This is a genomic window from Microbacterium pollutisoli (assembly GCF_053586795.1).
On sequence record NZ_JBNYWT010000002.1, the window covers coordinates 611080 to 631470 of the forward strand.

General features: G+C 70.2%; 23 protein-coding genes and 1 tRNA gene. 11 read left to right on the plus strand and 13 right to left on the minus strand.

All coding sequences use genetic code 11. The features are described 5' to 3' along the window. Positions 1–6: 6 nt before the first annotated feature. Positions 7–432, plus strand: coding sequence for an NUDIX hydrolase (locus tag ACQ143_RS07745; protein WP_449570103.1), 426 nt, complete (start codon positions 7–9; stop codon positions 430–432). Here ACQ143_RS07745 and ACQ143_RS07750 read toward each other — a convergent pair whose 3' ends face one another. Both ACQ143_RS07750 and ACQ143_RS07755 read right to left on the minus strand, forming a co-directional pair. Further along, positions 433–909: an aminoacyl-tRNA deacylase gene (locus tag ACQ143_RS07750; protein WP_449570104.1), complete on the minus strand. Its 477-nt coding sequence runs from the start codon at positions 907–909 to the stop codon at positions 433–435. A gap of 1 nt (position 910) precedes the next feature. After that, a complete protein-coding gene (locus ACQ143_RS07755) occupies positions 911–1495 on the minus strand; it encodes a DNA helicase (protein ID WP_449570105.1) in 585 nt (194 codons plus the stop codon). 89 nt (positions 1496–1584) lie between these two features. Here ACQ143_RS07755 and ACQ143_RS07760 point away from each other — a divergent pair, with 89 nt between their 5' ends. Beyond that, positions 1585–2142 carry a peptidylprolyl isomerase gene (locus tag ACQ143_RS07760; protein ID WP_449570106.1) on the plus strand — a complete coding sequence of 186 codons (558 nt, stop codon included), beginning with the start codon at positions 1585–1587 and terminating at the stop codon, positions 2140–2142. Between the two features lie 12 nt (positions 2143–2154). Next, positions 2155–3036: a rhomboid family intramembrane serine protease gene (locus tag ACQ143_RS07765; protein ID WP_449570107.1), complete on the plus strand. Its 882-nt coding sequence runs from the start codon at positions 2155–2157 to the stop codon at positions 3034–3036. 81 nt (positions 3037–3117) lie between these two features. On the opposite strand, the gene ACQ143_RS07770 is transcribed toward ACQ143_RS07765, so the two are convergent. Beyond that, positions 3118–3357 (minus strand): cell division protein CrgA, encoded by a 240-nt coding sequence (locus ACQ143_RS07770; protein WP_449570108.1) that lies wholly within the window; start codon positions 3355–3357, stop codon positions 3118–3120. Between the two features lie 54 nt (positions 3358–3411). On the opposite strand from ACQ143_RS07770, the gene ACQ143_RS07775 reads away from it, so the two are divergent. The 3 genes from ACQ143_RS07775 to ACQ143_RS07785 are packed head-to-tail and all read left to right on the plus strand — an operon-like array spanning position 3412 to position 5004. Then, entirely contained in the window at positions 3412–4206 is a 795-nt protein-coding gene (locus tag ACQ143_RS07775; RefSeq protein ID WP_449570109.1) for a class E sortase, read from the plus strand. Further along, positions 4206–4364 carry a hypothetical protein gene (locus ACQ143_RS07780; RefSeq protein ID WP_449570110.1) on the plus strand — a complete coding sequence of 53 codons (159 nt, stop codon included), beginning with the start codon at positions 4206–4208 and terminating at the stop codon, positions 4362–4364. Before ACQ143_RS07775 ends, ACQ143_RS07780 begins: the two co-directional genes overlap by 1 nt. Before the next feature lie 4 nt (positions 4365–4368). Next, the gene (locus ACQ143_RS07785) at positions 4369–5004 is read left to right on the plus strand and encodes an anthranilate synthase component II (protein WP_449570111.1); all 636 of its coding nucleotides are present in this window, start codon (positions 4369–4371) and stop codon (positions 5002–5004) included. A gap of 22 nt (positions 5005–5026) precedes the next feature. Here the strand turns inward: ACQ143_RS07785 and pknB are convergent, their stop codons facing one another. From pknB to ACQ143_RS07820, 7 genes are all read right to left on the minus strand, one after another. Next, entirely contained in the window at positions 5027–6721 is a 1695-nt protein-coding gene (pknB, locus tag ACQ143_RS07790; RefSeq protein WP_449570112.1) for a Stk1 family PASTA domain-containing Ser/Thr kinase, read from the minus strand. 64 nt (positions 6722–6785) lie between these two features. Further along, positions 6786–8558 (minus strand): serine/threonine-protein kinase, encoded by a 1773-nt coding sequence (locus tag ACQ143_RS07795; protein WP_449570113.1) that lies wholly within the window; start codon positions 8556–8558, stop codon positions 6786–6788. Continuing rightward, complete coding sequence (locus ACQ143_RS07800; protein WP_449570114.1) at positions 8555–10012, minus strand: peptidoglycan D,D-transpeptidase FtsI family protein; 1458 nt, start codon at positions 10010–10012, stop codon at positions 8555–8557. The genes ACQ143_RS07795 and ACQ143_RS07800 overlap by 4 nt, the downstream gene beginning before the upstream one ends. Continuing rightward, on the minus strand, positions 10009–11388 hold the full coding sequence (locus ACQ143_RS07805) for an FtsW/RodA/SpoVE family cell cycle protein (RefSeq protein ID WP_449570115.1): 1380 nt from the start codon (positions 11386–11388) through the stop codon (positions 10009–10011). Before ACQ143_RS07805 ends, ACQ143_RS07800 begins: the two co-directional genes overlap by 4 nt. Continuing rightward, a complete protein-coding gene (locus tag ACQ143_RS07810) occupies positions 11385–12626 on the minus strand; it encodes a Stp1/IreP family PP2C-type Ser/Thr phosphatase (RefSeq protein WP_449570116.1) in 1242 nt (413 codons plus the stop codon). Before ACQ143_RS07810 ends, ACQ143_RS07805 begins: the two co-directional genes overlap by 4 nt. 12 nt (positions 12627–12638) lie before the next feature. After that, the gene (locus tag ACQ143_RS07815) at positions 12639–13172 is read right to left on the minus strand and encodes an FHA domain-containing protein FhaB/FipA (RefSeq protein ID WP_449570117.1); all 534 of its coding nucleotides are present in this window, start codon (positions 13170–13172) and stop codon (positions 12639–12641) included. After that, on the minus strand, positions 13169–13903 hold the full coding sequence (locus tag ACQ143_RS07820; RefSeq protein WP_449570118.1) for an FhaA domain-containing protein: 735 nt from the start codon (positions 13901–13903) through the stop codon (positions 13169–13171). Before ACQ143_RS07820 ends, ACQ143_RS07815 begins: the two co-directional genes overlap by 4 nt. A gap of 144 nt (positions 13904–14047) precedes the next feature. Between ACQ143_RS07820 and ACQ143_RS07825 the strand changes: the two genes are divergently transcribed. From ACQ143_RS07825 to ACQ143_RS07835, 3 genes are all read left to right on the plus strand, one after another. Next, a tRNA-Leu gene (locus tag ACQ143_RS07825) sits at positions 14048–14131 on the plus strand. A gap of 111 nt (positions 14132–14242) precedes the next feature. Next, complete coding sequence (locus ACQ143_RS07830; RefSeq protein ID WP_449570119.1) at positions 14243–14818, plus strand: hypothetical protein; 576 nt, start codon at positions 14243–14245, stop codon at positions 14816–14818. Between the two features lie 45 nt (positions 14819–14863). Then, the gene (locus ACQ143_RS07835) at positions 14864–16246 is read left to right on the plus strand and encodes an LLM class flavin-dependent oxidoreductase (RefSeq protein WP_449570120.1); all 1383 of its coding nucleotides are present in this window, start codon (positions 14864–14866) and stop codon (positions 16244–16246) included. A 4-nt stretch (positions 16247–16250) separates the two neighbouring features. Here the strand turns inward: ACQ143_RS07835 and ACQ143_RS07840 are convergent, their stop codons facing one another. Next, positions 16251–16892, minus strand: a complete 642-nt coding sequence (locus ACQ143_RS07840) for a GntR family transcriptional regulator (RefSeq protein ID WP_449570121.1) — start codon at positions 16890–16892, stop codon at positions 16251–16253. A 286-nt stretch (positions 16893–17178) separates the two neighbouring features. Between ACQ143_RS07840 and ACQ143_RS07845 the strand changes: the two genes are divergently transcribed. Further along, on the plus strand, positions 17179–17385 hold the full coding sequence (locus ACQ143_RS07845; protein WP_449570122.1) for a cold-shock protein: 207 nt from the start codon (positions 17179–17181) through the stop codon (positions 17383–17385). 43 nt (positions 17386–17428) lie between these two features. Here the strand turns inward: ACQ143_RS07845 and ACQ143_RS07850 are convergent, their stop codons facing one another. Together ACQ143_RS07850 and ACQ143_RS07855 are read right to left on the minus strand one after the other, a co-directional pair. Further along, positions 17429–18679 (minus strand): hypothetical protein, encoded by a 1251-nt coding sequence (locus ACQ143_RS07850; RefSeq protein WP_449570123.1) that lies wholly within the window; start codon positions 18677–18679, stop codon positions 17429–17431. Continuing rightward, the gene (locus tag ACQ143_RS07855) at positions 18676–19356 is read right to left on the minus strand and encodes an HAD hydrolase-like protein (RefSeq protein ID WP_449570124.1); all 681 of its coding nucleotides are present in this window, start codon (positions 19354–19356) and stop codon (positions 18676–18678) included. The genes ACQ143_RS07850 and ACQ143_RS07855 overlap by 4 nt, the downstream gene beginning before the upstream one ends. A gap of 52 nt (positions 19357–19408) precedes the next feature. Here ACQ143_RS07855 and nucS point away from each other — a divergent pair, with 52 nt between their 5' ends. Continuing rightward, complete coding sequence (gene nucS, locus ACQ143_RS07860) at positions 19409–20098, plus strand: endonuclease NucS (RefSeq protein ID WP_449570125.1); 690 nt, start codon at positions 19409–19411, stop codon at positions 20096–20098. Positions 20099–20391: the final 293 nt, after the last annotated feature.

Here is a 20391-nt window from a genome sequence, read left to right on the forward strand (position 1 = left end):
GAGCGCATGGATCTGCGGGTGGCCGCCTACGCCGTCATCATCGACGAGACGCGCAACATCCTGCTCGCGCACTGGCACGAAGGTCGTCGCGGTGCCTGGACCCTTCCCGGCGGCGGCATCGAGGACGGCGAGCACCCCGAGGCCGCGGCCCGGCGCGAAGTGCGCGAGGAGACCGGCTTCCGCGTCAGTCTCGACGGGCTGCTCGGCATCCACTCGCGCGTCATCCCCGCCGCCCGGCGCCTGACCGCCGGGAGCATGGAGCCGCTCCACGCCCTGCGCATCATCTACCGCGCCCACATCACGGGCGGCCGGCTGCGCAACGAGGTGGGCGGATCGACCGACCGTGCGCAGTGGTTCCCGCTGTCGGAGGTCCGTCGCATCCCCCACGTCAAACTCGTCGACGTGGCCATCAAGATGGCGGATGTCGGCTGATCAGCCCTCGACCGGCTGCGAGATGTCGGCGACCGTGGCCGTATAGGCGGCGATGAGGGCGTCGGCGTCGACGAACATGCTGTACCCGCGTGCCCCCGCGCCCAGGGCGATGCGCCGCCCGACGATGGACGCGTCCGCGTACACGGGCCACTCGGTGGTGCTGCCCACCGGCACGATCGTCCCGCGTTCGAACCCGGTGGCCGCCAGGGCCAGCTCGGGCTCGGGCAGGCGCAGCTTGTTCACGCCCACCACCGCGCGCAGCTTCGGCCAGGAGATCGCGCGGTCACCCGGGATCAGCGCGAACAGATAGGTGTCGTCCGAGCGCTTGACCACGAGCGTCTTCACGATGTCGGCCGGCTCGATCCCCAGAAGCGCCGCGGCCTCGGGGAGGCTGCGGGCATCCGGCCGTTCCCGCACATCGATGACGAGTCCGCGACGCGCGGCGGCGTCGCGGACTCGGTCGAGACCTTCGGTCACGTCAGGCGTCGGGCGCACGCAGGGGGTCGTCGGCCACCCACAGTTCGTCGTCGGCGCGCAGCGTCTGCCAGGCGGCGTAGAGCACACCGATCGCCGCGGCGGCACCGAGGATCAGGGCGATGACGCCACCGGCGCCCATGCCCTTCTTCTTCTGCGCGGGCGCCGCGACGTTGACCCGCAGGTCCTTCGACGCCTTCTTGGCGCGCTTGGCCGCGTTCTTCTGCAGGGCGGCCAGGTCGAGCTCGCCGAATCCCCGGCCGGCGGCCAGACGCTCGCGCTTCTCGCTCGCGGCATCCCACACCGACAGCGCCGACCCGATGACCGCTCCGGCGGCGGGGACGAGCTTCTCGTTGTAGAGCTTCTGCGAGGTCTTCAGGCCCTGGTCGACATAGGGCGCCGCGTAGCGCTCGTACTTCTGCTGGACGACCGGCTGGATGTGCTCGCGGTTGTAGTTGCCGAGCTGGCGTCCGGCCTCCCGGGCCATCTGGCCCGCCTGGGTCAGCAGCACCTGCTGGTCCTCCCACAGGTTGTTGGCCTGCTCCTGGAGCTTACGGAGCTCCTTCTTGCGCTTGCGGCTGAGGCTCACGGGGCCCTCCCTAGATCTGGGACGTTTTCCCCCATCTTGCCAGACGACACCGGCCGCAACAGGGGCTTGCAAATGTGAGAATGGTGGGTATGACGTTCCACACCGCTGTCGCGACTCTGCACACCAACCACGGCGACATCGTCGTCAACCTCTTCGGCGACCACGCACCCCGCACGGTGCAGAACTTCGTCGGACTGGCCGACGGCACCGGGGCGTGGACCGACCCGGCCACCGGCAAGCCCGGCGAGGGCCCGCTGTACTCCGACGTGATCTTCCACCGCATCATCCCCGGGTTCATGATCCAGGGCGGCGACCCGCTCGGCCAGGGCGTGGGGGGCCCGGGCTACACGTTCAACGACGAGATCCACCCCGAGCTCACCTTCGCCAAGCCCTACCTGCTGGCCATGGCCAACGCGGGTCTGCGTCGCAACGCCATCACCGGTCAGCCCGAGGGCACCAACGGCTCGCAGTTCTTCATCACGACCGACCCGACGCCGTGGCTCAACGGCAAGCACACGATCTTCGGCGAGGTCGCCGACGACGCCTCGCGCGCGGTCGTCGACGCCATCAGCGCGGTGCCCACCGGCCCCGGTGACCGTCCGGTCGACGACGTCGTTCTCTCGTCCATCGACATCGCCACGGTCTGAGCCCGCTTACCCGTGAGCACCGCCTTCGGCAGCAATCCCGAGAACTTCTGTTACCGGCATCCTGACCGGCAGAGCTTCGTGCTCTGCCAGCGCTGCCTGCGCACGATCTGTGTCGAGTGCCAGACCCCGCTGCCGGTGGGCGTGATCTGCCCGGAGTGCCTGGCCGCGCAGCAGGAGGACCAGCGCAAGCAGCAGAAGGCGCACGCCGCCACGGTGAAGCGGATGCCGCGGCACCTGCGACCGGTCCGCCGCAGCGACTCACGGCCGATGCTCACCTACGCGCTGGTGATCCTCACCAGCGCGCTGTACCTGGTCGGGATGATCCCGCAGATCGGCGCCCAGGTGGAATGGCTGCTCGCCTTCAACAGCGCATTCGTCCTGCCCAGTCCCGCGTTCCAGCCGTGGCGGCTGCTCACGGTGACCCTCGTGCACGCGAGCATCTGGCACGTGGCGCTGAACATGCTCGCGCTGTGGGCGCTGGGCCGCAGCCTCGAACCACTGCTGGGGCGGTGGCGGTTCCTGGCGCTCTACCTGCTCAGCGCGCTCGGCGGTTCCGTGCTGGTGGCGCTGCTGGCACCGGGCACCTGGGTGGTCGGGGCGAGCGGCGCGGTGTGGGGTCTGCTGGGCGCGATGTTCATCATCGGCCGGCACATCGGCGCGAACGTGACCGCGATCGCGGTGCTGCTGGGCCTGAACCTGGTCATCACGTTCCTGCCCGGATCGAACATCTCGTGGCAGGCGCACATCGGCGGCGGCCTGGTCGGCCTGCTGGTCGGCTTCATCTTCGCGCGCACGCGCGCGGTGCGGCAGCAGAAGACGCAGGTGTGGCTGCTGGTGGCCACCGCGGTCGGGCTGCTCGCGCTGCTGGCGATCCCCGCCGTGCTCTACGTGTGAGTTATCCACAGGTTCATCCACAGGTGGGGATGAATCACACCGGTGTAATTCACATGTGAATGGATTGTGGACGGATGCCGGTCAGCGCCAGCGGGTGGTCATCAGGAAGCCGACGAAGGCGATGCCGAAACCGACCACGAGGTTCCACGCGCCGATGCCTGGGATCGGGTACACCGAGCCGCTGAGGTAGAACACGAGAACCCAGACCAGCCCCAGAATCATCAGCCCCAGCATGATGGGCTTGAACCACACCGGATTGGGGACGGGCTCCCCGTCGGTGTTCGGGGTCAGAGGTTCATCGCCCTTGTCTGAACGTGCCATGGTCCGAGTCTACCCGGCGGCTCTGATTCAGCTTGCTATGCGAGAATCCGAAACGTGGAACCGTCCAGCGCTCCCCTGACCCGCCGTGCGCGCGCCGCACAGGCGCGCCCGCGCCGCCGCGTGTCGGTCGTGGGCGTCATCGGCGAGCTGCTGATCACCGTCGGGGTGGTCGCCCTGCTGTATGTGGCGTGGCAGATGTGGATCGGCGACATGATCATCGGCGCGCAGAAGCAGGCGGAGGCGCAGGCGCTGTCGCAGCAGTGGGCGCAGGAGTGGGAGAGTGTCCCGCCGGACGAGCCGGCCCCCACGCCCACGGATGCCGGTGAACCGGCCGAGCCGGTGATCCCCGTCCTCGAGCAGCCCGGCCACGGCACCGACTTCGGTGTCATGAAGATCCCCCGGTTCGGCGCGGACTGGCAGTTCACCATCACCGCGGGGGTCACACGCCCCGACATCCTCGACCAGGGCCACATCGGCCACTACCCCGACACCGCCATGCCCGGTGAGGTCGGCAACACCGTCTACGCCGCCCACCGCTGGACCTCGGGTCAGCCGTTCGACCCGATCGACAAGCTCGTCGTCGGCGATGCCATCGTGGTCGAGACCAAGGAGGGCTGGTACACGTACCGGTTCCGCACCCTCGAATACGTGCAGGCCTCGCAGGTCGAGGTGCTGCTGCCGGTGCCGCAGCGCGCCGACCTGTCCGCGGACGGTCGATACCTGACCCTGACCAGCTGCGCCCCCAAGCTCAACATGCTCGAGCGCATCATCGCGTACGCGCTGTTCGACGAGTTCACCCCCCGCGCCGACGGGCCGCCCGCGGCGCTGACCGGAGAGGCGGCCGCCTGATGTACGCAGCACTGTGGCGGATCCTGCCCGGGCCGGCGTGGGTGCGCGTGCTCATCCTCCTCGTCGCGGCCGCCGCGATCCTCTACGGCCTGTTCTTCCACGCCTTCCCGTGGATCTCGCACTTCATCACGCCGACCGAATCCACGCTCGGCGGATGATCGGATGACCACCTCCGTCCTCGTCGTCGACAACCACGACAGCTTCGTGCACACCCTCGTCGGGTACCTGCGCGAACTCGGTGCGGGGTGCGAGGTGGTTGAAGCGGATGCCATCGACGCGGCGCCCACGGCCCGCGCCGGGTACGCGGGCATCGTCATCTCTCCCGGACCCGGAACCCCGGCGCGCGCCGGCGCGTCGATCGCGCTCGTGCGGGAGTGTGCCGCGGCGGGCACACCGCTGCTGGGCGTGTGCCTCGGACATCAGGCGATCGGCGAAGCGTTCGGGGCCACGGTCGGCGAGGCGCCCGAACTCATGCACGGCATGACGTCGGCTGTGCACCACGACGGGTCGGTGCTGTATGCGGGACTGCCCGACCCGTTCACCGCGACGCGCTACCACTCACTGGCGATCGTGCCCGAGACGCTGCCGGCCGAGCTGACGGCGACCGCGCGTACCGACTCCGGCGTGATCATGGGCATCGCCCACCGGAGCCTGCCCCTCCTCGGTGTGCAGTTCCACCCCGAGAGCGTGCTCACCGAGGGCGGTTACCGGCTGCTGGGCAACTGGCTCGAGAGCGTGGGCCTGTCAGGCGCCGCCGAGCGGGGTGCGCGGCTCACGCCGCACCGCGAGATCGCCTGACCACGCCCGGGTGGGGCCGCGGTCACTCGCCGGTGCAGACCGTCAACTGCACGGTCGAATGGATCGGCACGTCGCCCACCGGCGTCTGCGAGGCGACATAGGAACCGGCAGCATTCGCCGCGCACCCGGGGTCTTCGATGACCTCCGCCGTGAGGCCGAGCTCCTCGATCTCGGCGACGACGGCCTCAAGCGGGAAGGTCCTCATGTCGTCGATCGTGACCTTGCCGCTGGCGACCTCCAGGCTCACCACGGTGCCCAGCGGGACTTCGGTGCCCTCGTCGTAGGCGGCCGAGATCACGGTGCCCTCGGCGAGATCGGGGTCGTTGCGGCTGGTGACCGCACCCAGCGTCAGCCCGGCGTCGGACAGCGCCGCCGCCGCCTCGGTGCGCGACAGGTTGATCAGCTGCGGCACGGTGGCCATCTCCTGCCCGGTCGACACGTAGACCCGGATGGTCTGGCCGCGCTCGACCGAGGTGCCGGTGGTCGGGTCGGTGCGCACGACGTTGCCCTCGGCGATGTGCTCGCTGCTCTCCTCGAGCCGCTCGGCTTCCAGATCCTGTTCGAGCAGGATCTCGTTCGCCCGGTCCCACGACATGTCGACGACGTCGGGCACGAGGCGGGCGTTGGCCGGGATCTGCGACCCGGGCTGGATGGTCAGCACCCAGATCAGCAGCGAGATGAGCAGTACCGCGAGCACGGCCACGCCGGTCCAGATCCACGCGACCGGCGGCCCCGTCTGGGTGCGGGTCATCGTCGTGTCGGTGCTGAGCTGCCGCAGCGACCGGGCGGTCTCGGCCGCCTGACGGGGGCTCGCCCCGTAGAGCTCGCTGGTGAGGGTCTTCACCTGGCGGCGGCTGGGCGTGCGGCCGTCGCCGGCGGCATCGAGCGCCGAACGGAACTCCGCGGCGGTCTGGTACCGCTGGAACGGGTCCTTGGCGATGGCGCGCAGCACGACGGCGTCGAGCGTGCGGGGCACGGTGTCGACCACGTCGGAGGGGGTGATGGGGGTCTCGCTCACGTGCTGGTAGGCGACGGCCACCGGGGTGTCGCCGCGGAAGGGCGGGCGGCCGGTGAGCAGCTCGTACAGCACGATGCCCGCGGAGTACAGGTCGGCGCGGCCGTCGACGGGCTCGCCCTTGGCCTGCTCGGGCGAGAAGTAGGCGGCGGTGCCGATGATCGCCGTGGTCTCGGCGACCGTCGAGGAGGAGTCGGACACGGCGCGCGCGATGCCGAAGTCCATCACCTTGACCTGGCCCTGGCCGGTGACCATGACGTTGCCGGGCTTGATGTCGCGGTGCACGACGCCGGCGCGGTGCGAGTATTCCAGCGCTTCGAGGATGCCGTCGGTGTAACGCATGGCATCCGCCACGGTGACCGGGCCGGCCGCGATGATGTCCTTCAGCAGCCGGCCGCGCACGAGCTCCATGACGATGAACGGCACGGGGCGACGCGACCCGTCGACCTGCACCTCCGCGTCTTCGCCGGCGTCGTAGACACGGACGATCGCGGGATGCGACATGCGGGAGGCGGCCTGGGCCTCGAGGCGGAACCGGGTGCGGAAGGCGCTGTCGGCGGCCAGTTCCTTGTCGAGCACCTTGATGGCGACCTCGCGGCCGAGGGTCAGGTCCTGCCCGCGGTACACGCTGGCCATGCCGCCGCGGCCGATGAGCTCATCGAGTCGGTAACGGCCCGACAGGACGCGCGGCTCTGCTGACACTTCTCTCCCTGGGCTGAACAGGCCTCAGCCTATCCGACCGGTTCTGACACCCTTTTGGGGGCGGTCACCCCTCGTCGGCGGAGCCCTCGCCGTCCTCGGCGGCGGGCGGCTCCTCGGTCGGCGCCGGGGCGATGGTGGCGGTCGCTTCCGGTGCGCTGTCGGAGTCACGGCCGGACGCGCCATCGATCGTGCACGTCACGGTGTACGTGACGGTGAGCAGACGGGTCGGCTCCCCGGTCACCGTGACCTGCGCGGGGCGGTCCCCGGCGTTGAACGACGCGTTGGTCTGGCCGTTCATCTCGAACGTGCCGTTGATCACCTCGAGGTTATAGCTGGTGGGCGAGCCGGTGCCGGACGGGCAGTTGAAGCTCGGCCAGGTCACCTGCACGGTCGAACCCAGCTCGACGGTGGATGCCGGTGCTCCGTTCACCTGGATCTGCGCCGCCGGGGGCGTGCCGATGGGCGTCACGTCGTCGTACGCGGTGAGGGTGATGCGGTCGTCGAGGCCGACGTTGCCGGCGACCGGGTTCATCTCGTAGATGACGCCGACCTGGTCGGTGGACGGCGCCGCACTGCCGGTCTCGCACACCACGCCGGTGAGGTCGTTCTCGGCGGCGATGGCGATCGCCTCATCGCACGTGCGGCCGAGGAAGCCGAGCGAGGTGATGTCGACGCTCGCGGCCGGGGTCTCGGTGTCGGTCGGCTCGGGCTCATCCTCGGTCTGGGTGTTCGCCGGGGTCGTGTTCACCGGATCGGCTTCGCCCGGGTTGCCGAGCAGCGCCCACAGGGTGCCGCCCAGCACGAGCAGGAGCAGGACGATCAGGACGACCAGCGGCCACGTCCACGGGCTGCGCTTCTTCTTGGCCGAACCGTCGGCGTCACCGGCCACGGGTGCCGGAGCGGTGGCGGGCATGAGGCGGGTGGTGGCGTCGTCGCCGGTCGGGGTGAGCAGCTGCGTCACCTCGTCGACGGTCTCGGCGCCGGCGATGGCCGGGACGATCGCCGCCGCGCCCGCGACATCGCCGCGCCGCAGCGCGGTGGCGGCGCGCGAGACGGCCGAGGCCGACACCGGGCGGTCTTCGGGCTTCTTCGCGATCATGCTCATCACGAAGTTCTGCACCGGCTCGGCCACCGTCGCGGCCAGCGGCGGCGGGGCGTCGTTGATCTGCGCCATCGCGATGGCGACCTGCGACTCACCCGTGAACGGACGCTTGCCGGCCAGCGACTCGTACGCGACGATGCCCAGCGAGTAGATGTCGGTGGCGGGGGATGCCGGGTGCCCGGACGCCTGCTCGGGCGAGAGGTACTGCACGGTGCCCATGACCTGGCCGGTCGCCGTCAGCGGGACCTGGTCCGCGATGCGCGCGATGCCGAAGTCGGTGATCTTCACGCGGCCGTCGGGGGTGATCAGCAGGTTGCCGGGTTTGATGTCGCGGTGCACGAGGCCGGCGGCGTGGGCCGCCTGCAGCGCCTGTGCGGTCTGCGCGACGATGTCGAGCGTCTTGTCGGTCGACAGCGAGCCTTCGCGCTCGAGGATCGTCGACAGTGCCTCGCCGGGCACCAGTTCCATCACCAGGAACGCCGAGCCGTTCTCCTCGCCGTAGTCGAAGACGCTCGCGATGCCCTCGTGGTTGACGAGGGCGGCGTGGCGGGCCTCGGCACGGAACCGCTCGAGGAAACCCGGATCGCCCATGTACTCGTCTTTGAGGATCTTGATGGCGACCGTGCGTCCGATGACATGGTCGGTGGCCTCCCAGACCTCGCCCATGCCGCCGATCGCGATCCGCGAGTCCAGTTCGTAGCGCCCGCCGAAGCTCACACCCTGCGTCGGTCTCATCTGCTCAGCACCGCCTCAATGACTTTCTTCGCGATCGGAGCCGCGATTCCGTTGCTCGTACCCGACTGGCCGAGCCCTCCACCGTTCTCGATCACGACCGCCACGGCGACCTCCGGGTCATCTGCGGGTGCGAACCCGGTGAACCACAGGGTGTAGGGATCACCGGGACCATGCTCGGCGGTGCCGGTCTTCCCGGCCACGTCGACCCCGTCTATTCTTGCACCGCTGGCGACGCCCTCACGGACACCGCTGACCATCATGTCGGTCATCTGACCGGCGAGGGTGCGCGACAGCGCCTGGCCGAACTCGGTGCTCTCGAACTCCTGCTGCACGGTCAGATCCGGTGCCACCACGGCATCCACCATGCGCGGGTTCATCACGACCCCGTCGTTGGCGATGCCCGCCGCGACCATCGCCATCTGCAGCGGCGTGGCGATCACGTCGCCCTGGCCGATGCCGCTGAGCGCCGTCTCCGGGTCGTTGAGCCCTTCGGGATAGACGGACGCGGTCGAGGTCAGCGGCAGCTCGAACGACAGGTTGAAGCCGTACTTCTCGGCCTCTTCGCGGATCGCCTCGTCGCCGAGCTCGACGGCCAGCTGCGCGAACGGGATGTTGCAGCTCAGCCGCAGCGCGGTGGCGATGCTCGCCTCCTCGCCCGGCCCGCAGGTGCCGCCGTCCCAGTTGCGCAGCACATTGTCGGTGCCCGGCAGGGTGTAGGCGGCGGGGTTGGGGAAGGTCGACTCGGGGGTGTAGTCGCCCGAGGCGAGCGCGGCCGAGGCGACCACGAGCTTGAACGTGGATGCCGGCGGATTGAGGTTGCCGGCGATCGCACGGTTGGAGAGGGGCTTGAGGGGATCGTCCGCCAGCTGTTCGTAGGCCGTGTTGACCGCCTGCGCGTCGTGCGAGGCCAGCAGGTTGGTGTCGAAGCTGGGGCTCGTGGCCAGGGCCAGGATGCGCCCGGTGTCGGGCTCGATCGCCACGACCGCGCCCTCGTAGCCGTCGAGGGCCTCGAATGCGGCCTGCTGGCCGCGCGGCAGCAGGCTCAGCATCACGTTGGATCCGCGTGGCGGCTGCCCGGTGATGATGCGCTCGAGCCGGCTCAGGAACTGCGAGTCGTCGGTGCCGCTGAGCACGGCGTTCATGGCCTGTTCCAGACCGGTCGACGACTGCAGCACCGGGTTGATATACCCGGTCACCGGAGCCCACATCTGGGCGTCCCGGTAGGTGCGGATCCAGCTGTACACGTCGTCGCTGGGCACAGAGCTGGCGATGACGCTGCCGCCGGCGATGATCGTGCCGCGCTGCACCTCGTACGAGTCGTACAGCGCGCGCCGGTTGTGCTCGTTGGTGCGCAGCTCGTCGGCGCCGATGACCTGGATGTAGCTGGTCGAGGCGAACAGCGCCAGGAACATGAACAGCATCACCAGGCTGAGGCGGCGGATCTCCTTGGTCATCCGATCACCACCCGCGGGCGGGAGCGCACGGCATCCGAGATGCGCAGCAGCAGCGCGACGATCAGCCAGTTGGCCACCAGCGACGAGCCGCCCGCGGCCAGGAAGGGCGTCGTGAGGCCGGTGAGCGGGATGACACGGGTCACTCCGCCGACCATGATGAACACCTGCAGCGCGATCGTGAACGACAGGCCGATCGCCAGCAGCTTGCCGAAGTCATCCTGCCCGGCCACGCCGATGCGGATGCCGCGGCTGACGAACACCATGTACAGCAGCAGGATCGCGAACAGGCCGATCAGGCCGAGTTCCTCACCGAGGCTCGGGAAGATGTAGTCGCTCCACGACAGCGGGGTGAGCTCGGGCCGGCCCTGACCCCACCCGGTGCCCATCAGGCCTCCCTGGGCCAAGCCGAACAGGCCGTTGACGAGCTGGTGGCTGGAGTTGTCCATGAGGTCGGGGTTGAAGGCGTCGAGCCAGTTCGTGAAGCGGGCCTCCACATAGGGCAGCACGCGGGAGGCGGCGAGGGCGCCGGCCACCGCGAGCAGGACGCCGATGAGCACCCAGCTGGTCTTGCCGGTCGCGGCGTACAGCATCGCGACGAACATGCCGAACAGCAGCAGCCCGGTGCCGAGGTCGCGCTGCAGCACGATGATGGCCATCGAAGCGAGCCAGACCACCAACAGCGGACCGAGCTCGCGGGGCCGCGGCCACGTCATCCCGAGGAACCGGTGCCCGACCGAGGTGAGCGCTTCGCGGGTGCGGACGAGGTAGCCGGCGAAGAAGACGCCGAGGCAGATCTTGGCCAGCTCACCGGGCTGGAACGAGAAGACGCCGCCGATCGACACCCACACGTCGGCCCCGGCTTCGACGCCGAGCCCGGGCACGAACGGCAGCAGCAGCAGCAGGATGCCGGTCAGGCCGAACAGATAGGTGTAGCGGAACAGCACGCGGTAGTTGCGCAGGAAGATCACCACGGCCACCGCGCCCGCGACCGCGATCGCCGCCCACACCAGCTGCCGGGTCGAGAGGGCATCCCACCCCTCGTCGCCCAGGGCGATGTCGATGCGGTAGATCATGGCCAGGCCCAGACCCGACAGCACGCTCGCGATCGGCACCACGAACGGGTCGGCCTGCGGCGCTTTCAGGCGCAGGACGATGTGCAGGATGAGGGTCAGCAGGCCCAGCCCGCCGCAGTAGTAGAGGAAGGTGACATCGAGCGTCTCGCGGGTGCCCAGCTGCACGAGGGCCGCGGCCGCGGCGGTGATCACGAACGAGAACAGCAGCAGGCCGAGCTCGCGGTTGCGCTGCGTCTGCGGCATCCGGAGCCTGCGGAGTGCCTTCACGACGGTCGTGTCGGTGTCGACGGGGGCGGACGTCATGGCGTCGTCTCCGTTCGCGGTCTGAGGTTGTCGACGATCGCCTCGGCGTCGGCGAGCGAGCGGGCCGAGATGGTCTGCTCGACCGCCGTGCGCTGGTAGCCGGGCAGATCGGCCAGCAGGATTCCGGTGTCGTGGTACGGGTCGGACAGGCTGATCGGGCCGATGTCCTGCTGGATGCCGCGGAAGATCACGACCGTGTCGTCGTCGGCGCCGACGAAGAAGCGCGTCTGCGTCCACGAGTAGGCCATGAACGTCGCCGCCACGAGTGCGGCGATGATGGTGAGGAAGCCGATGCTCCACCACACGCGGCGACGTCGGGCGCGCCGGCGGTCCTCTTCGATGAGCTCTTCGAGGAACTCGCTCGACGGCTCGAAGTGCGTGGGCTCGTTGGCGGCCTGCCGGGCGGGGTGGAACCAGCCGCCGACCCGGCCGGTGCGCGCGGCCGGCACTTCGACGCCGGTGGGGGCGGCCGCCGCACCCACGATGGTGGGGGTGCCGCTGAACAGCGGGTGGTTGCCGCCGACGTCGACGAGCACGACCGTGACGTTGTCGGGGGCGCCACCGTCGAGGGCCTGTTTGAGCAGGAGGTCGGCGGTGCGGCCGGGGGCCAGGCCCTGGCCGAGCACCTTGGCGGTGTGGGTGTCGTCGACGACGCCGGACAGACCGTCGGAGCAGATCAGCCACCGGTCGCCGGGCTGGGTCGGCATGATGAACGTGTCGACCTCGGGGTCGGGGTCCATGTCGCCGAGCACGCGCATGAGCACCGAGCGCCGGGGGTGGTAGCGCGCCTCCTCGGGCGTGATACGGCCGGAGTCGACCAGGCGCTGCACGAAGGTGTGGTCCGCGGTGATCTGGGTGAGCGCGCCGTCGCGGTAGAGATAGAGGCGCGAGTCGCCGATGTGGGCGATGACGGCGTAGTCCTCGACCATCATGAGGGCGCTGACGGTCGTCCCCATGCCGGCCAGCTCGGGCTTGCGGGCCACGGTGTCGATGAGCTCGGCGGCGGTGTCCGCGATGGCCTCGCGCAGGGCCCGTTCGGCCTCGGCGTTCGAGGTGAAGGGGCGGTCGAGCTCCTGCAGGCGCCGTACGGCCAGGCTCGAGGCCACATCCCCGCCGGCGTGCCCGCCCATGCCGTCGGCGACGACGAACAGGTTCGAGCCGCAGTAGCCGGAGTCCTGGTTGTTGGAGCGGACCTTGCCGGTGTGCGAGATGGCGGCGCTCGAGCCCTCAAAGACCATGGGTGGCGCCGTTTACTTCCGCAGCTCGAACGTCGTGGCGCCGACCTTGATCGGGGCGTCGACGATGACGGGCACGGGGGTCGTGACCCGCTCGCCGTCGTGCCACGTGCCGTTGGTCGAGTCGAGGTCCTGGATCATCCACTGCTCGCCCCACAGCAGGAGGCGGGCGTGGTGGCTGGAGGTGTAGTCGTCGCGGATGACCAGGCCCGACTCGCTCGAGCGGCCGATGGTGAGCGGTTCGCTCCCCAGCGGAAGCTCGAGTCCGGTCTTGGGGCCGCTGGTGATCACGATGCGCGCGACGGCGTCGCGGGTGGCCTTCTCCGGGCCCTTGGGGCGCGAGGGCTTGCCGGCCGGTGCCATCGGAGCCACCGGCGCGGTGGCGGCGTGCGCCGGTGCGGCGGCAGGCGGGGTGGCGGCGGGCTCGGGCAGTTTGCGCACCTTCACCCCGAACAGGTCGGCGCGCAAGGAGTAGACGACCGAGAACACGAAGAACCACAGCAGGATCAGGAACCCGATCTGCAGCAGCAGGAGGGTCAGTTCACTCACGGGCGGCCTCCGATGTCGAAGACGCGCGTCGCGTCGTCCGGCGGCAGCGGGGGCCGGGGCGGTGCCGCCTGCGCGACGACTCGGAAGGTGATGTCGGTGCGACCGATGGTGATGACGCCGTCGGGTGCGAGCCGCGCCTCACTGATCTTGTGACCGTCGAGCTTGGTGCCGTTGGTCGAGCCCATGTCGCGCACCATCGCGCGCTCGCCGTCCCACAGCACCTCGGCGTGCCGGCGGCTGGCGCCGGCATCCGTGATCGTGACGTCGGCGTCGGTCCCCCGGCCGATCACCGTGCGCCCGCGGGTCAGGGCGTGGCTCTCACCGGCCACCTCGAGCACACCGCGCCAGGTCACCTGGCCGCCGGCGGCGGTCCGGCTGGCCACGCGGACCGTGCCGGTCGACAGCTGCTCGTCGGCGCGGATGTCGATGGTCACGGGACCGGCGAAACTGAATCCCTGGGCGGCGGCGTGCTCGTCGACCAGCTGGTGCAGTTCGTCGTCGAGGGCGGCGCCCAGCGCCTGCATGCGCTCCTGATCGGCCGGCGCCAGGCGCACCTCGAAGGTGTTGGGGGCGAGGATGCGGTCACGGCTGACGACCGCGGCCTTCGCGTCGAGCTCGCTCCGCAGCGCGGAGGCGATCTCGACAGGCTGAACGCCACTGCGGAAGGTCTTCGCGAACGCGCTGTTCACCGCGCGTTCGAGTCCCTTCTCGAAGCTGTCAAGTAGTCCCACGGGGCTCCTCAGGCTCGCCGACCGGTGCGACCATGCTAATTGCACAGGCTGAACGTGCGCGGGAGGCCCCTCCGGACGGGCGATTCTGCGCGGCGGTCGACGCGTGATATCCTCGGGAGGTTGAGTTCGCCGTCAGGTGGATTCGCGCGAGTGGCGGAATAGGCAGACGCGCTGGCTTCAGGTGCCAGTGCCCGAAAGGGCGTGGGGGTTCAACTCCCCCCTCGCGCACAGCGAGGAATCAGCCCCCGACCTGGGATTCACCGGGCGGGGGCTGTTCCGTTCCCGGGACGATGCGATGTCGGGGGTGCACACCGACCCACCCGCGTGCCACCGTTTCCCATGGCCGACTGGTCGGAGAGCCTTCCCGCGGCACCGAAGCGTGCACCCGAGTTCGACGACGACTTCCGCGACGGGCTGAGCGCGCGGCGGTGGGTGGCCGGCTACCTGCCGCAGTGGACCACTCCGGAGCGGGCCTGCGCACGATACGAGATCGTCGCGGACGGCGTCTCGTTGCGGATCGACGCGGACCAGCCCGATTGGCGACCCGAGGACGCGCCGCTGCGCGTGTCGAACCTGCAGACCGGCGTCTTCTCCGGCCCGGTCGGGTCGGCCACCGGGACCCATCGCCACCGCGCCGATCTCGTCGTCCGCACCGAGACACCCCTCCGCCTGCTGTTCGCCCCCACGCACGGCCGTGTCGAGATCACCGTCTCCGCAAGCCGGGACGCCGGCTGCATGACCGCGGCGTGGCTCGTCGGGACCGAACACCGTGGCCGACGTCACGATCCCGCTGGATGCCTCGGCACCCCACACCTGGACGGTCGTGTGGGGCGACGGGCAGACGTTGATCGGATGCCAGGGGCGCCGGGTGCGTGCCTGGCAGTGAGCGGGGGCGGGATGCGTGACGATGTGTGACGGGTCGGCTTGCCGACCGGGCGCGGGTGAAGTTGTCTCGGGGGCATGACCCGGCAGATCCGTTTCAACGCCTTCGACATGAACTGCGTCGCCCACCAGGCGTCCGGCATGTGGCGGCATCCTCGCGACCGTTCCCGCGAGTACAACACGATCGCGTACTGGACAGACCTCGCCCGGCTACTGGAGAAGGGCACCTTCGACGGGCTGTTCATCGCCGACGTGCTCGGCACCTACGACGTGTACGGCGGGACGAACGAGGCCGCGCTCCGCAACGGCGCCCAGGTGCCGGTCGGCGACCCGATCCTGCTGGCGTCCGCCATGGCCGCGGTGACCGAGCACCTCGGCTTCGGCATCACGGCGGGCACCGCGTTCGAGCATCCCTATCCCTTCGCGCGGCGCCTGACGACGCTCGACCACCTGACGAACGGCCGCATCGGCTGGAACGTCGTCACCGGCTACCTGCCCAGCGCGGCGCGCAACATGGGCGCGGATGACCAGATGGAGCACGACCGCCGGTACGACCACGCCGACGAGTACCTCGAAGTGCTCTACAAGCTGTGGGAAGGTTCGTGGGAGGACGACGCCGTCATCGAGGACCGCGAGACCGGCGTGTTCACCGACCCCGCCAAGGTGCACCCCATCGAGCACCACGGCGAGTGGTTCGACGTCCCCGGCATCCACATCTCGGAGCCCTCGCCGCAGCGCACCCCGGTGATCTACCAGGCGGGCGCCTCGCCCCGTGGCGTCGCGTTCGCCGCCGAGAACGCCGAGGCGATCTTCGTGGCCGCGCCCTCGACCGAGGTGCTCGCCGGCACGGTGAAGCGCATCCGCGACGGCCTCGAGGCCGCCGGCCGCGACCGGTACGACGCCAAGATCTACACCCTCATCACGATCGTGACCGGGGCGACCGAGGAAGAAGCGCGCGCGAAGAAGGCCGAGTACGACCAGTACGCCTCGACCGAGGGCGCGCTCGTGTTCACCTCGGGGTGGATGGGCGTGGACCTGTCGACCTACTCGTGGGACGAGCCGCTGGGCAACGTGAAGTCCAACGCGATCCAGTCGACGCTGCAGCATCTGCAGGAGGAAGCCGACCTCGGCCGCGAGTGGACCGTCGGCGACCTGGCCCGCAAGAACGCGATCGGCGGCCTCGGTCCCACCATCGTGGGCTCGGGCGAGCAGATCGCCGACGAGCTGCAGCGCTGGCAGGCCGAGACCGACGTCGACGGCTTCAACCTCGCGTACGCCGTCGCGCACGAGACGTGGGAGGACGTGATCGAGCACGTGATCCCGGTGCTGCGCGCCCGGAACGCGTACCCCACGGCCTACACGCCGGGCACCCTCCGGCACAAGCTGCAGGGTGAGGGCGACCGCGTGAAGGACACCCACCGCGCCGCCAAGTACCGCGTGGGCGCACGCGTGGGGGTGTGACCGATCAGGCCACGCCGTGAAGATGGCGCAGGGCCTGCTCGGCGCCGTCGGCGTCACGGGACGCGATGCAATCGCGTAGGCGCGTATACCCCTCGGCGCGTTCGAGCGGTGTGCTCATGAACGGCTGCCACCCGCGGAGGTTGCGCAGGATCGCCAGCGAGGCCTCGCGGATGAACGTCGTGAACACGGTGTTGTGCGTGGCCCGCGTGACGAGCACGAACATCTGCGTCGACGCTTCGAACAGCTGCAGCGCATTGCGTGAGGCGGCCGCCGCGACCACGGCATCCGCTGCCTCGACGAGCCCGGCGAGCTCGTCGTCGGAACAGGCCTGCAGGGCGATGCGCAGGCCGTTGCCCATGAAGTAGGTGGTGAACACCTCGGTGTCGCGGCGCAGGGCGTCATCGACTTCGGACACCCGCGTGTAGCGGCCGACGGCCACCTCGACGAGGCCGAAGCGTTCGAGCCGCTGCAGCGCCTCGCGGACCGGCGTGCGCGAGACCCCCAGCTGCGCGGCGACGTCGATGTCGCGCAGACGCTCACCCGGCGAGAGCCGGCCGTCGAGGATCGCAGCGCCGATCTGCTCGTACACGGCGTCGCCGAGGATCACACCATCGGTCACGTCGATGGGGGACAGGGTCGCGGGCATCCGGATCAGTGTACGGCCGGACGGGCGTGTCGCGGCCGATCGACGCTCTCCCGGGACGGGCGATATATCAGTAGAGTGGGCAATGCCACGCTCTGCGTGGCCTATCCGGGGGGATCCATCGACGCCCGGGCTCATGTCTCACACGACGCCCGGGCGTCGAGTGGGCGTCGATCATGCAACATTTGTGTCACCATCTGACGACAGGGCACGACAGCACGTGCCAAGGCCCCGTAAGTTGGGGACACCGACGCGACTTGCGTCGGCATACGCATAAGTAAGGCAGTTCATGAGCGTCAGCGGCACCGTCAAGTGGTTCAACTCGGAGAAGGGCTTCGGGTTCATCGCGCCCGATGAAGGCGGCGCCGACGTCTTCGCCCACTATTCGGCCATCGATGCGAGCGGTTACCGCTCGCTCGAGGAGAACCAGCGCGTCGAGTTCGAGATCGCGCAGGGCCCCAAGGGCCTGCAGGCCGAGAACATCCGTCCCCTCTGAGTCCCGAGCCCTCCGGGGCTGAAGGATTCACCCACGTGGGGCGTCAGCCCCGCGTGAGGCGATCGTAATCTGCGAGCGCCGAGGCATCCTCGGCGTTTCGCAGCGCTCGCCGCGCAGCGTCAAGTGCGGCCACCGGATCGGCTGCGCCGCGCGCCCGGGCGAGTTCGTCCTGCGCCGCGGCCAGCCGCACCCGGGCGTCGGCTCCGGCGCGCGCCACCGCAGGCTCTGCCCGGGCGATCGCCGCCCGCGCGGCCGCCAGGCTGCCGGGCAGCGCCGTCCGTGCGCCCCGCAGCCGTTGCTGCGCCGTGCGCGCATCCCCCAAGGCCAGATCGAGCCGGTCACGCAGCCGCGCGACGGCATCCACCGTCGCCGTCGGCCGACGCCGTGCATGTCCGGCCCACTCGTCCAGGCTCTCGGCGATCTGCCGCATCTCGGCGCCGAGCCGGTCGGCATCGTCGGGTTCGAGCCGGGCCCGCACCTCGCCGGCCTGCTGCAGCGCAGCCCGCGCCGTCGCGATCTCTTCGTCGACGGCCATCGCGGCCTCGGTCACCAGCCGATGGGTCTCTTCGAGCGTGCGCGCGGCGGCATCGGCCCGCCGCAGCTCACGTTCGGCGCGCCCCAACTCGGGCAGCACCGATCGCGTCGGGTCATCGACATGCTCAGCCGCTTCGCGCAACAAGCGGTCGGCTTCGGCCAGCGCGGCCACCGCCTCCCGCGCACCGCGATCGGCCGTCGTCCACTCCGACGCATCGAAGCGGGCGGCGAGCTCGGCACGCAGCGCTTCGGGGTCGCCGAGCTGTTCCCGCAGCCGATCCGCGCGCTCGCGCGCAGCGGCCAGCTGGGCGGCTGCCGACACGTTGCGCTGCATCCAGTCGGAGTGCTCACGGCGGGCGTGGTCGATCGTGGCCAGCACCGCGTCGACCCGCGAGGCGATGCGGCGCGAGGCGCGACGGATCTCATCGGGATGAGTCTGGTCGGTGAGCTCGGCGTACTCGGCGAACGCCTCATCGCGCGCGTGCTGCGCGGCCAGGCGTGCGCGGCGCAGCGACGCCGGCGCGGTGCCGTCGTAGAGCGCCCCCGACAGCGCCACCTCGAGATCGAGCTCGTCGACGGCGTTGTCCAGGCGCACGAGGGCGGAACCCGCGGTGGTGCGCTCGGCTTCGGCCGCCGCCCGCGCGCGCGGCGACCGGCGCGCGCGGCGCAGCGCCCAGATCGCGCCGGCGGCGAGCACCGCGGTGGTGCCGAAGACGACGAGCGCGGGCAGCACCCACGCCCACACGGCGGCGAGGTTCATGTCCCCTCCGGGACCAGCAACAGCGCGCGCAGTTCGTCGATGGTGTCGACGACCGCGTCGGCGCCCTCGGACTCGTGCGGCCAGCTGAAGCCCCAGCGCACGAAGACCACCGGGACCCCGTGCACGGCCGCGCCGTCGATGTCATGGTGGCGGTCCCCGATCAGCACCGGCCGGCTGGTGTCGTAGCCGAGTGCCGCCAGGCGCCGGAGCGACTCGCCGATGATGTCGGCCTTGGATGCCAGGGTCTTCTCGTCGGGGGTCGCCCCCGTGATCGACTGCAGCATCGGCGCGAGGTCGAAGTGCTCCATCAGGGCGCTGACCTGCACCTCCGGCTTGGAGCTGGCCGTCGCCTGGGGGATGCCGGCATCCCCCAGCTCGGTGATGAGCTCGCCGATGCCGGGATACAGCCGCGCGCCGTTCGTGTAGCCGTCGGCCTTGCCGATGCGGCGGTACAGCGTCGTGGCCGCGGCGGCCTGCTCGGGCGAGAGGCCGACGTTGGTCTGGAACGACTCGTGCATCGGCGGGCCGATCCAGTGCACGAGCTCGGCCCGCGTGGGTGCGGGAAGGCCCAGCTCGTTCAGGCACAGCGTCAGGCGGCGGAGGATCCCCTCGGAGGCGTCGACGACGGTGCCGTCGACGTCCCACAGGACACAGCTGAACGGCGACCGAGATGTCATGGCATCCACCCTACAAACGGCCCCGGGCCGCAGCGCAGGTAGGCTCGTCGCCGTGCGCCTCGTCATAGCTCGTTGCTCCGTTGATTACACCGGCCGCCTCAACGCGCATCTGCCGGAGGCGACGCGGCTGCTGCTGCACAAGGGCGACGGGTCACTGCTGGTGCACTCGGACGGCGGATCGTACAAGCCGCTGAACTGGATGAGTCCGCCGTGCACCCTCAGCGTCATCGAGCCCGACGAGACCGACGTCGACGTCGTCGAGAAGTGGCGTGTCACGCACGCGAAGACCGGCGACTCGCTGACCGTGCGCATTTACGAGGTGCTGCACGACTCGGCGCACGAACTCGGCGTCGACCCGGGACTGGTCAAGGACGGCGTCGAAGCGGACCTGCAGCGACTGCTGGCCGAGCAGGTGTCGGTGATCGGCGAGGGCCTGACCTTGGTGCGCCGCGAGTTCCCCACGGCCATCGGCCCGGTCGACCTGCTGCTGCGCAACCCGGAGGGCGGCACCATCGCCGTCGAGGTCAAGCGGCGCGGCGACATCGACGGGGTCGAGCAGCTCACCCGCTACCTCGAACTGCTCGGCCGCGACCCGCACCTGGCCCCGGTGACCGGCGTGTTCGCGGCGCAGGAGATCAAGCCGCAGGCCAAGGTGCTGGCGGGCGACCGTGGCATCCGTTGCGTCACCCTGGACTACGACGAGATGAAGGGCATCGAGTCGGGCGCCCCGCGCTTGTTCTGAGGTCTTCCCGGGCAGCTCGGCTGCGCGGCGCGCTGGTGGCAACGCGCTGGTCGCAAGTTGGCGCGTGTGGGGCTTATGGATGCCCGATACCCCACGTAAGCGCCAACTTCGGGGTGGGCGATTGCGGCGCGCGTGGCAAGTTGGCGCGTGTGGGGCTTATGGATGCGGCAGATTCAGGGGGTCAGTGCAACACCTGAATCTGGAGGTGGGGCGTGGGTCCTGAGGTGTTGTTGGAGTCTCGTGTGGGGGTGTTGCGACTGGCGGTGTCGGTGGGCAGCGTGCGGGAAGCGGCT